This is a genomic window from Arcobacter rhizosphaerae (assembly GCF_049472155.1).
Lineage (GTDB): Bacteria > Campylobacterota > Campylobacteria > Campylobacterales > Arcobacteraceae > Arcobacter_B.
This window is the reverse complement of the sequence record NZ_JBMOVW010000014.1, coordinates 26649-38142: the sequence shown is the minus strand read 5'-3', so window position 1 is coordinate 38142 and position 11494 is coordinate 26649. Positions and strand designations below refer to the sequence as shown.

Here is an 11494-nt window from a genome sequence, read left to right as displayed (position 1 = left end):
ATAATAATAATGTTATAGTGTCTGTTATATATATAATTTTATAATTATATACAAAGTTTTAATAATATTTTATGTAATATGTAACTTTTAATATAAACTTTAAATAAGGAAAAATAAAATGAAGTTATTAATCATGCTTGTTTTACTTTTTTTAAACATAAATGCTTCTAATATAATTCAAATAAATGATAAAAAAGTAAAATTAAGTAATTTTGAAATTTTATATTATATAAATGACTCAAATAATATAGATATTAATAATATTCACGAAGTAAAGTTTAAAAAAGGAAAAAATAAAGCTTCACTTGGTAGAACTGTAAAAAATACATGGATAAAAATAGTATTAAGAAATAATACGAAAGATAAAATGCAATTATCTCTTCATCAAAGTATGGCATTTACTCTCAATAAAATATTATATTTTGAGAAAAATAAAGAAGGAGAACTTCTAAAAAAAGAAGAACTTAATATACAAAATCCAAAAAACTCAACATTACTTAAAGGATCAAATGCAATTTATCCCATATCAATTAATCCAAAAGAAATAAAAACACTTTATATTAATCAAGAATCAAGTGCTTATCACTTTTATAACTTTTCAATTTTTGACAATATAGAATCCATAAAATACTTAATTTATGAAAAAGCTGATGGTTTATTTTTCTTTGGTTTATTGCTTGCTTTAGCATGGTATAATTTTTTATTCTATATTTCAACTAAATATAAAGAGTATTTATTCTATTCATTATATCTATTTAGTGCCACTATCTGGATTTTTTATATGTATGGCTCTTTAGCTCACTATTTTAATGTATATGGAGAAATTGCTACTAAATTCAATTTTGCTTTAATGTTAATACCTATTTTCTTAACTTTATTTATACAATCAGTTTTCGAAACAAAATATAAGTATAAAAAAGAACATTTATTTTTAAATAGTGTAATTACATTACTATCTTTAAATTTTCTATATGGACTAATTAATTATAATCATTCATTAGTCTTATTAAGTATTACCTTAAATTATTCATTAATTGTATTTTTATTAATAAGTATAAGTATTTATAAAAAAGGTAATCAAGTTATAAAAATATTTTTAATAGCACATATCTTTTATATTGCATTTACTTTATATGGCATCTTATTTTATATAGGAATGGTTGAATTTAACTACATATCTTCGCATAGTATAGGAATAGGTATTATAATAGAAGCATTAACACTTTCTTATTTAATATCTTATAAATATAAAAAAATTGAAAACGAAAAAATAAATGCTTTAAATGATAAAATAAAAGCACAGTCTTTATTAAATGAAAAAAATAAACTTCTAAAAATCACAAATGAAAAATCAGAAGAACTTAAAGTCTTAAATAAAAGGCTTGAAGAACTTTCTATTACAGATAAATTAACAAGCTTATACAATAGAACAAAAATAGACGATACTCTACAGAGACAATTAAAATATACAAAAAGATATAATGAAGATTTTAGTCTGATTTTAATAGATATAGATTTCTTTAAAAAAATAAATGATACTTATGGTCATCAAGTAGGAGATACAATCCTAAAAGAGTTTGCTCAAATTCTAAAAGATAATATAAGACAAACTGATACTGTTGGAAGATGGGGAGGAGAAGAATTTATAATAATATGCCCTAAAACGAATTTAGAAGAAGCAAATATTGTATCCCAAAAGATTAAAAATAAAATTGAGAAAACTAGTTTCTCAACTATAAATAACTGTACTGCAAGTTTTGGTATTAGCACTTATAAAAAAGGTTTAGATATAAAAGATATTGTAAAAAATGCTGATGAAGCTTTATATAAAGCAAAAAGTAATGGAAGAAATTCTATATGTTATAAAATATAAAGTGGATGGGATAGCAGGATTCGAACCTGCGAATGCTGGTACCAAAAACCAGTGCCTTACCGCTTGGCGATACCCCATTATGAGTTCAAAAAAAATTGTATAGTTAAAATAAAGTGGAGCTGGTGAAGGGACTTGAACCCCCGACCTGCTGATTACAAATCAGCTGCTCTAGCCAACTGAGCTACACCAGCTTCCAAAAATATTAAGTATTATTCACTTTGTGAATAATGGTGTCAAGAGAGAGACTTGAACTCTCGACCTCCGGCTTATGAGACCAGCGCTCTAGCCAGCTGAGCTACCTTGACACTGACTAATTGGTTGCGGAAACAGGATTTGAACCTGTGACCTTCGGGTTATGAGCCCGACGAGCTACCTAGCTGCTCTATTCCGCGTTAATAAAAAAGTGGAGCGGGAGACGAGACTCGAACTCGCGACAATCTGCTTGGAAGGCAGAGGCTCTAGCCAACTGAGCTACTCCCGCTCTTATGGTAAATGAAATAAAAATAAATAGTATTACCAAACTATTTATAGTGGAGCGGGAGACGAGACTCGAACTCGCGACAATCTGCTTGGAAGGCAGAGGCTCTAGCCAACTGAGCTACTCCCGCATTGTAAGTGGTGGGTCTAGAAGGACTCGAACCTTCGACCACTCGGTTATGAGCCGAGTGCTCTAACCAGCTGAGCTATAGACCCTCACTTCAATGGCGGACAGAGAGGGATTCGAACCCTCGGTACCGTTGCCAGTACGCATCCTTAGCAGGGATGTGGTTTCAGCCAACTCACCCATCTATCCGTCTAAATTCGATACGTTGTACCAAATTTGGATGGGAATTATATACCCATCCTCCTTAAAAAACACTTAATATTTTTGAAATATTTATTTTTTTATAAAAATTATTTATTTTTATAAAAAAGCCAATATATAACTAAGGTAAAAAGATTGAAAAAGTATTTTTTATTATATTTGTAAGTTAATAGCTATAAAAAAAGCCAAGTTCAAAAGAACTTGGCTTTTTTAAAATTAAATATTTTGAAGTATTTTTTCAACTACTTCTTTAGGTTTATCAGCTTTATAAATTGGCCTACCAACAACTATGAAATCTACATTATTTTCTTTAGAAAAAGGAATATCTGCTACTCTTTTTTGATCTTCTGCATCTTCTCCAAAAGGTCTAATACCTGGACATAAAGTAATAAAGCTATCAGAAGTATTAGCTTTAATATCTAAACTCTCAAAAGCTGAACATACTACTCCATCAACTCCTGATTCATAAGTATCTTTTGCCATTTTTATAACTTTTGTATCAATATCTTCATTATATATTGTTTTAAAAGCTTCATTATCAAAAGAAGTTAAAGCTGTTACAGCTAAAACTAAAGGTTTATTTGGAATATCTTTAATTCTTTGCATTACAGTACTCATAGCTTTGCTTCCAGAACTTGCATGAACATTAAACATATCAACTAAACCAAAATTAGCTATCTCTTGAGCTGCATCAGCCATTGTATTTGGGATATCATAAAGTTTTAAATCTAAAAATATTTTAAAATTTGGATTAATAGTTTTTAATTCTTCTAAAAACTCTTTACCATCTCTTATATATGACCTAAATCCAACTTTTAACCATACATCAAAATCTTTTATTTGTTTTACTATTTCTAAGTTTTCTTTTGCTGTAGGTAAGTCTAAAGATATACAAAGCTTCATAGAATTACTCATAAAACTATACCTTTTTAACTTTATCTAAAAGCCCATTTATAAACTTAGGTGCTCCATCACTTGCCAATTTTTTTGATAATTCAATAGCTTCGTTAATTACAATAGCTTTATCTAATCCATCAAAAATTTCATATATCGCAAGTCTTAAAATAGATTTTTCAACAGAACCTATATCAGAAATACCACCTTGTTTTAAATGACCTTGTATTTCTTCATCAATTTTTTCAAGATTTTCAACAGTTCCATTAAAAAGTTTTAATGCAAACTCTTTTTGTTTGTTTCTAATTTTTTTATCTTCTAAAATTTCATCTACAAATTTAGCAATACCTTCATTACCTAAATCATAAGCATATAAAAGACCAATAACAGACTCTCTTACTTGTGTTCTTGTAGCCAAATTATTTCTCCATTTCTGAGTAAAGGTCTAACATTTCAATGATAGTAATCATAGCTTCAGCACCCTTATTTCCAACTTTTGAACCAGCTCGCTCGATTGCTTGCTCAATTGTATCAGTTGTTAAAACTCCATTAGATACAGCTTTTCCATATTTTAAAGCTACTGTTGCTATACCTTTTGTTGCTTCTGATGAAATATAATCAAAATGAGGTGTAGCACCTCTAATTACAGCACCAACGCAACATATAGCATCATATTTTTTAGAAGCTAAAGCTTTTTCTAGGGCAAATGGAATTTCAAATGCACCTGGAACTAATAATAAATCTAAATTATCTTCATTTCCACCATGTCTTAAAAAGGCATCTTTTGCACCTTCAACTAATCTATCAGTAATTATGTGATTAAATCTACCATTAATAATAGCAATTTTTTCATCACCTTTTAATCTTAATTTTCCTTCAATAACGTTCATAAAATTTCTCCGAATTTCTTATAATATTTTGCGATTATATCTAAAATTTATTTAAAGCCTAAAAATATAATTTTTATTTATTAAAACCTAATACTTCTTGAATAGCAAAAATATCATCAATTACTTTGTATAATTCATCTACTTGTACCATATTAGGTCCATCACTTAAAGCAACACTTGGATCTGTATGTGTCTCAAAAAAGAACCCATCAACTCCAACAGCTGCTGCTGCTTTTGCTAAACTTGGAACTACTGCACTATTACCACCAGTTGTACCACCAGTACTTGGTACTTGTGCAGAGTGTGTTGCATCAAAAATAACTGGAGCATACTCTCTCATAGCAATTAAGTTTTTCATATCAACTACTAGTGCTCCATAACCAAATGTATTTCCTCTTTCACAAAGCCATACACCATTTTCATTAGAGTTTTTATAGTTTACTTCTTCAACACCTCTTGTCTTAAGAATCTTTTCAACTGGATGTTTCATAGCCCCTGCTGCTAAAAATTGACCTTTTTTGATATTAATTTTACAGTTTGTTTTTGCAGCTTCTACTAATAAATCTGTTTGTCTACATAAAAATGCAGGTATTTGTAAAATATCTAATACTTCCCCAGCAGGTTTTGCTTGACATGATTCATGTATATCTGTTACTAGTTTGTATCCAAACTGTTCTTTTATTTCTTTAAATAATTTTAAACCTTCTTCAAGTCCTGGCCCTCTATATGAGTCTAAACTTGTTCTATTTGCTTTATCAAAAGAAGCCTTGAAATAAAACTCTATTCTTTTATCTTCACTTAAAGGCTTTAGCTTTTCAGCTATTCTCATTACTGTATCTCTATCTTCTAAAACACATGGTCCAGTTAAAATTTTCATTTAATTCCTTTTAAAAATTGTTTCTTTTTCTGTACCTGTTAAGGCATAATGAAACTCATAAATATTTTGACATATATACTCAATATCACTTTTTGCATATTTATCAGATGCAATTAGTATCTTATCTTCTAGTTCTAGATCAAGACTATAATCAGGTAAAAGAGTGTATTCATCTTTTCTTTTAAGAAGTAATGGTACCACATTATTACTCTGTTCTTTATTATGTAAAGATCTAAATAAAAACTCTAATCTTATAGGTTTTCCACTTTTTAAATGTTCATAAATCATCGGAGATTCATATTCATCTAAAGAAATCTCATATACTAAAGGTGCTTCATCTATTACAGTAATTAACTTTTTTACAAGTTCACTTGCCCATTTTTCATCTTTTTTTAGCATCAACCTAATAAACTTATCTGATAATGGTTTTATTAAAGCATTCGTTGTTTTATTAATTAAAATTTTTGATGGTAAGAAGATGTGATCAATATTTGCATTTTTAAAAATAGAAAAGTCTTCCATTTCATTTTCACGAACTATTGTTTTAATTTCAGGGTTTAATTTTTTTGCAGTCGCTAAAATAGAAAGATTTGTTGTATCATCATTTGTTGCAGCAATAATAGCACAAGCTTCTTTGATTCCAATATTAAGCAACATTTGTTTATCATCAGCATTTCCAAAATTTACATGAGAAATTTCTTGATTAGTATAAGTTTCAGCTTTATTAATATCTAATTCAACTAATTCAATTTCAATACTATTTTTATCTAATTTTTCATATATCTTTCTACCAAGTCTTCCATATCCACAAATAATATATTTACCTTTAGGAAAAGTTGGTAGTTTTGCATGTAAATTATCTAAACTATATAACCATTTTTCTAGTCTAAAAATATTAGGGGCTGTAAGTGCAATATTTATTTCAGAAGAAATAATAGAAAAAGGGTTAGCTATTATTTCGACATCTAGATCTTTCAAGTTTTCAGTTTGATTAGAAGTTGTTGATTTTGCTACAATTTTTACATGTTTATTTAAAAGTTTTACAGTTAAAGCAATTCTTAGATTAATACTATCTTCCTCAAATAAAGATACTATTGCTTTACAATTTGACTTTTTTATTCCTGCTGCTTCTAATTCCTTAATAGAATAATTATCACAATTTAATACAGGAACAGTAGGAGTAAAACTTTCTAATATAAGATCGTTTATTTTCTTTTTATCTTTTTCTATTACAACTGTTCTAGTACCTTGCTCAATTGCTTTATTTATTATTTCTTTAGTAATTTGGTTATAACCTAAAATAATTATAAATTTATCTTTTAAATTTGCTATTTGTCTTCTAAATTTTGATTTTTGAATTTCTTGTAAAAAAAGTTGATCTTGAAGAAGTGAAACTAAAGACCCTATTCCATAAAACCACCCTAAAACAGTAAGATAAATGGAGAAAGTAACCCACATTCTTTGAGGATATGTAAATTCATAAGGTGTTTCACCAAAACCAATTGTAGTTGCAGTATAAGTTACAAAATAAAAAGCATCAAAAATACTCATATTATAGGGCTTGCCATTTGAATCAAGCCCTTCAATTAAAACTAGCCCCGTAATTGCTATTGTATAAGTAATAACAATTACTAAAAAAGGGACTCTCATTCTTTGAAGAATGATAAAGAGTGAACTATTTTCCAAAGCTCTTCCTAAATTATCTTTTTGATTTTAGTGTATCTCCAACATAAAGTGTTACAGAAACAAAATTTGCCAATAATGCTCCACCAGATAAAGACACTATTGTAGCTATAACTTCTGCATCTACGGTATATGCATAAGCTGCAATAGTCCAAATAATTGCAGCAGCTATAAGCTGAATATCAGCAACTAATGAAGTTGCTAATAATACAGAGCCCATTTGAGTTTTATCACCTAATTTTAAAGTTGTAGCTATCAAATTAATTATAATTGCAGCAAAAAGTTCATATTTACTATGGCTTTCTAAAGTATACATATCCCCATAAAAAAAACCAAAATTTATTGTCATTGCTAATATTATAAAAAAACCTGAGATAACCTTATCTAGATTCATGATATTCGTCCTCTAAATCTTTTCCAATATCAAGTCTTCTTTTAAATACATTATCAATATTATCATGAACTCTTGAATCTTTATCTAAGAATAAAAGTCTATGTTTATTTAATTGATTTACATTTTTAAGTCCCATAATTGCCAACATTCCCTTAACACTTTTAAGTAAATTATTATGGTAATTTCTAACTTTTTTAGCTTGTTTATATACAAAATATTTTTGTCTTTTTTGTTTATTTTGAGTTGCAAGTCCCACTGGACAATCATGTCCTGTTGTACCTGAACAGTATCTTGCCCTAATACACCCAGCACTCATCATAAAACCTCTAGCAATTTGAATAAAATCAGCACCCAAAGACATAATCACAATAACATCATCAGGAGTTAATACCTTACCACTTGCTACTAATTTTACTTTATCTCTTACTCCAAAGTTTTCTAATACTTTGTTTGCTAAATAAATAGAATCTCTAATATTTAAACCAACTCTTTCCATCATTTCAATAGGAGCAGTTGCACTACCTCCTGAACCACCATCAATAGAAATAAAATCAGGATATCTACTATCACCTGCATCTATTCTTCTTTTTATTTCTTTAGCATAAGGTTCAATATTTTCAATATCAGAAATAACAATTTTCACACCAACTGGTTTTTCAGATAATTCTTGTAGTGTACCTATAAAATCAAATAACTCCTCAATTGTATTAGCATAAGGAAATCTATTTGGTGAAAACACGTCAGTATGAGGTCTTACGTTTCTATAATATGCAATAGCAGGAGTTACTTTGTGAGCAGCTAATTTACCACCTGTTTGTTTCGCTCCTTGGGCTATTTTAATTTCAGTCATTTTACAAAATCTCATAGTTTTTTGATATCTTTCTGGATCAAAGTTACCATCTTTATCCCTAGCACCATAAAGTCCAGAACTTAACTGTAAAATAATATCAGGCATATCACTTGGAACTTCTGTTGGAAAGTTTTCTAAAGGCGCATCCCAATTTACTCTATGAAATAATTGTGACTTTAAATCAAAAACATAAGTTTCTGCTTCTGGATCTTTTTTAAATATAAGTTTTCTATAAACATCTGCTGCCATTGCACCATTAAAGAAGAAATTTACAACATCTTTTATTTTTTTAGAAATAATTGTACCATGTACAATTTTCATATAATCTTCTTTATATGTTTTATGAGTTACAAAAAAGTTTGATGTCACACCACCCTCTCCTGAGTTTATAGGGAAACCTCCCATTTGAGCACCTCTTACAAAGGCTCTTGTACCCTCAGGAGAAATAGAACCATCACTCATAGCACTTCTAGCAATAATTGTCTTTGCAGTATAAGGATACTTTCTTCCTTCCCCAAAAGTTACTTCAAAATCATTATCAACTTCATCTTCATTTAAAACAATATTTGCATGTCTAATCATAAACTTTGGCTTAGGAAGAGGTTGAGCTGGTGAAAATGCAGCATAATTTGGCTTGTCATTTGCAGCTTTATAAACCCAATCAAGTTTATCTTTTGATTCGTAAAACTTCTCATCTCCAAAATATTGTCTAAAAGGTTCTCTCGCTTCCTCTAAAACATATCTTAACCTACCTATTATTGGGTAGTTAACCAATAGTTGATGATCTCTTTGCACATATTTATCATGAACATACCAAGCTGTTATAATAATAAAAAATATAAGTAAAAAAATCTCAATATATAATAAAAACACATCCATAATCTAATCCTTTTTCATGGAAACTAATACACCACTTATTACAATCAAAAGTATACCAAAAGTAATCCAAATATCAGGTAGACTATCTCCTAAAAATAGTCCTAGTAAGATAGAAAAAGCAATATTGCTATAACCAATAGTACCTATAATACCTGCTTTTGCGCATGAGTAAGCTTTTGTCATAAAAACTTGAGCGAATGTAGCGAAAATTCCCAATAAAATAATAAATAACCAATCAATACCCTTTGGCATAACAAAAGGAGCAAATAAGAAATCTAAATTCTCATTTGTATAAAACTCTCCAATTATTAAAAGAATCAAAGGACCAATTGTTCCAATAGCCATAAATGACAACACAATAGCTCTATTATCATAATACTTCCTAAGTTCTCTAATAGAAGTATATGCAAGCCCTGCTCCCACACCACAAAGTATCCCAAGATAATCCGTTTTATCTAAAGACGAACCATCAAACTTTGTTATAAATAAAATACCTATAAAACCTATAAATACCCCAAACCAACCTTTAATTCCTAATTTTTCTTTTACAAAAACATAAGCAAATATAGCTGTAAATATTGCAGAAGTTTTTGAAAATGTCATAGCTTCACCCAAAGGAATATTTGCTATGTTATAAAAAAAGAAAAGTAATGCTATAAATCCTGCTGTACCTCTAAATATTAAAAGCCACATCTTTCCACCAATTTGGTTTAGTGGACTTTTGTATATTGATAATAAAATCAATACAACACCAAAAACATTTCTAAAAAAAACTACTTCAATCGAACTCATTGAATCACTAAGTTCTTTTGCAGTTGCCCCCATAAATGCAAACATTACAGAAGCAAATAACATATATTTAACACCTAATCTAACACTATTTTCCATTTATTACCTTTTAAAATCGCAATTGTATTGCTTATCATATTAAAAAAAGATTATTAGTGTTAATTTTTAAAGGCTTTTTTAGATAATATATTAGCTTTGTTTAGATATATAATTGTAGGAAAGACATGGAATACTTAAAAATAATAGGAAATAAAGAGATTTCAGGTGAAGTAGAAATCTCAGGTGCAAAAAATGCAGCACTTCCACTAATAGCAGCAACAATACTTGCTAAAAATGAAATTAAAATTGGAAATATGCCAAATGTTGTAGATATAAATACTTTTTTAAAACTAATAGATATGCTTGGTGGTAGTTTCCAAAAAGAAAATGACATTGTTAAAATAAACACTTATGAAATAGATAAAACAACAGCAACTTATGATATTGTAAAAACTATGAGAGCTTCAATCTTAGTTTTGGGTCCTTTACTTGCTAGATTTGGTCATTGTGAAGTTTCTCTTCCTGGAGGATGTGCAATTGGGCAAAGACCTGTTGATTTACATTTAAAAGCATTAGAACAAATGGGTGCCAAAATAGATATTAAACATGGATATATTCAAGCAACTGCACCACAAGGACTAAAAGGTTCTAAAATTGTATTTGACAAAGTTACAGTTGGTGGAACTGAAAATATTTTAATGGCAGCAGCACTTGCGCAAGGAACAACTACTATAATAAATGCAGCAAAAGAGCCTGAAATTGAACAACTATGTGAAATATTAATGAACGCAGGTGTAAAAATTGAAGGTTTAGGTACTTCTAAACTTATCATTGAAGGTTCAAATAAAGAACTATTAGAATTTAAAGACTTTGATATTATTCCTGATAGAATTGAAGCTGGTACATATATGTGTGCTGCTGCAATAACAAATAAAAAACTTAAAATAAATAAAGTAATTCCTTTACATCTTGAAGCTATTATCTCAAAACTAGAAGAAATGAATTTTGAAATAATTATAGATGAAAACAGTGTTACAATACTTCCTACAGATGAAATTAAACCTGTAAATATTATTACAAGTGAATATCCAGGTTTTCCAACAGATATGCAAGCGCAATTTATGGCATTAGCTACTCAAGCAAATGGTACTAGCACAATTGATGAAAGACTTTTTGAAAATAGATTTATGCATGTAAGTGAACTTTTAAGACTTGGTGCAGATATTCATTTAAATGGAAATATAGCAACTATAAATGGCCAAGCTCATACTTTAAATGGTACGGATGTAATGGCAACAGATTTAAGAGCTTCATCTGCATTAGTTTTAGCTGCACTTGTAGCAAAAGGTGAAACAAATATTCATAGAATCTATCACCTTGATAGAGGATATCAAAACCTTGAGGGAAAACTAACTTCAATAGGTGCTGATGTAAAAAGGTTTACAGAATAGGACACTTTTTAAATGATAAGAGAAAAAACCACACTCTTATCATTTCTTTAAGTTAAAATTCCATAAAATT

At 28.8% G+C, this 11494-nt stretch carries 10 protein-coding genes and 8 tRNA genes; 2 read left to right on the top strand and 16 right to left on the bottom strand.

Annotated elements, in window-relative coordinates; translation table 11 throughout:
- Positions 1-118: 118 nt before the first annotated feature.
- A complete protein-coding gene (locus ACH5BH_RS14160) occupies positions 119-1873 on the top strand; it encodes a sensor domain-containing diguanylate cyclase (RefSeq protein WP_423298729.1) in 1755 nt (584 codons plus the stop codon).
- 2 nt (positions 1874-1875) lie between these two features.
- Here the strand turns inward: ACH5BH_RS14160 and ACH5BH_RS14155 are convergent.
- The 16 genes from ACH5BH_RS14155 to ACH5BH_RS14080 all read right to left on the bottom strand — a co-directional run bounded on the left by ACH5BH_RS14155 (position 1876) and on the right by ACH5BH_RS14080 (position 10033).
- Positions 1876-1950 (bottom strand) — tRNA-Gln (locus tag ACH5BH_RS14155).
- A gap of 37 nt (positions 1951-1987) precedes the next feature.
- Positions 1988-2064, bottom strand: a tRNA-Thr gene (locus ACH5BH_RS14150).
- Between the two features lie 37 nt (positions 2065-2101).
- Positions 2102-2178, bottom strand: a tRNA-Met gene (locus ACH5BH_RS14145).
- 10 nt (positions 2179-2188) lie between these two features.
- Positions 2189-2265 (bottom strand) — tRNA-Met (locus ACH5BH_RS14140).
- Positions 2266-2277: 12 nt separating this feature from the next.
- A tRNA-Gly gene (locus ACH5BH_RS14135) sits at positions 2278-2354 on the bottom strand.
- Between the two features lie 50 nt (positions 2355-2404).
- A tRNA-Gly gene (locus tag ACH5BH_RS14130) sits at positions 2405-2481 on the bottom strand.
- Between the two features lie 8 nt (positions 2482-2489).
- Positions 2490-2566 (bottom strand) — tRNA-Ile (locus ACH5BH_RS14125).
- Positions 2567-2575: 9 nt separating this feature from the next.
- A tRNA-Ser gene (locus ACH5BH_RS14120) sits at positions 2576-2666 on the bottom strand.
- A 228-nt stretch (positions 2667-2894) separates the two neighbouring features.
- Positions 2895-3593: an orotidine-5'-phosphate decarboxylase gene (gene pyrF / locus ACH5BH_RS14115; RefSeq protein WP_423298794.1), complete on the bottom strand. Its 699-nt coding sequence runs from the start codon at positions 3591-3593 to the stop codon at positions 2895-2897.
- Positions 3594-3597: 4 nt separating this feature from the next.
- Positions 3598-3990, bottom strand: a complete 393-nt coding sequence (nusB, locus tag ACH5BH_RS14110) for a transcription antitermination factor NusB (protein ID WP_404308486.1) — start codon at positions 3988-3990, stop codon at positions 3598-3600.
- Position 3991: 1 nt separating this feature from the next.
- Complete coding sequence (gene ribH, locus ACH5BH_RS14105) at positions 3992-4462, bottom strand: 6,7-dimethyl-8-ribityllumazine synthase (RefSeq protein WP_423298793.1); 471 nt, start codon at positions 4460-4462, stop codon at positions 3992-3994.
- Between the two features lie 73 nt (positions 4463-4535).
- A complete protein-coding gene (gene kdsA / locus ACH5BH_RS14100; protein WP_423298792.1) occupies positions 4536-5339 on the bottom strand; it encodes a 3-deoxy-8-phosphooctulonate synthase in 804 nt (267 codons plus the stop codon).
- A complete protein-coding gene (locus tag ACH5BH_RS14095) occupies positions 5340-7025 on the bottom strand; it encodes a potassium channel family protein (RefSeq protein ID WP_423298791.1) in 1686 nt (561 codons plus the stop codon).
- Between the two features lie 13 nt (positions 7026-7038).
- Positions 7039-7416, bottom strand: coding sequence for a DUF6394 family protein (locus tag ACH5BH_RS14090; RefSeq protein WP_404308478.1), 378 nt, complete (start codon positions 7414-7416; stop codon positions 7039-7041).
- Positions 7403-9145, bottom strand: coding sequence for a glutamate synthase-related protein (locus tag ACH5BH_RS14085; protein ID WP_404308476.1), 1743 nt, complete (start codon positions 9143-9145; stop codon positions 7403-7405). Before ACH5BH_RS14085 ends, ACH5BH_RS14090 begins: the two co-directional genes overlap by 14 nt.
- 3 nt (positions 9146-9148) lie before the next feature.
- A complete protein-coding gene (locus ACH5BH_RS14080; protein WP_423298790.1) occupies positions 9149-10033 on the bottom strand; it encodes a DMT family transporter in 885 nt (294 codons plus the stop codon).
- Positions 10034-10158: 125 nt separating this feature from the next.
- Here ACH5BH_RS14080 and murA point away from each other — a divergent pair, with 125 nt between their 5' ends.
- Positions 10159-11424, top strand: a complete 1266-nt coding sequence (murA, locus tag ACH5BH_RS14075; protein ID WP_404308472.1) for a UDP-N-acetylglucosamine 1-carboxyvinyltransferase — start codon at positions 10159-10161, stop codon at positions 11422-11424.
- The last annotated feature ends 70 nt before the right edge of the window (positions 11425-11494 follow it).

Excerpts from the sequence above, each read along its gene's own strand:
- ACH5BH_RS14090 (WP_404308478.1), bottom strand. The coding sequence starts at position 7,416 with ATGAATCTAGATAAGGTTATCTCAGGTTTTTTTATAATATTAGCAATG.
- ACH5BH_RS14160 (WP_423298729.1), top strand. The coding sequence starts at position 119 with ATGAAGTTATTAATCATGCTTGTTTTACTTTTTTTAAACATAAATGCT.
- murA (WP_404308472.1), top strand. The coding sequence starts at position 10,159 with ATGGAATACTTAAAAATAATAGGAAATAAAGAGATTTCAGGTGAAGTA.
- ACH5BH_RS14080 (WP_423298790.1), bottom strand. The coding sequence starts at position 10,033 with ATGGAAAATAGTGTTAGATTAGGTGTTAAATATATGTTATTTGCTTCT.
- ribH (WP_423298793.1), bottom strand. The coding sequence starts at position 4,462 with ATGAACGTTATTGAAGGAAAATTAAGATTAAAAGGTGATGAAAAAATT.
- ACH5BH_RS14085 (WP_404308476.1), bottom strand. The coding sequence starts at position 9,145 with ATGGATGTGTTTTTATTATATATTGAGATTTTTTTACTTATATTTTTT.
- kdsA (WP_423298792.1), bottom strand. The coding sequence starts at position 5,339 with ATGAAAATTTTAACTGGACCATGTGTTTTAGAAGATAGAGATACAGTA.
- pyrF (WP_423298794.1), bottom strand. The coding sequence starts at position 3,593 with ATGAGTAATTCTATGAAGCTTTGTATATCTTTAGACTTACCTACAGCA.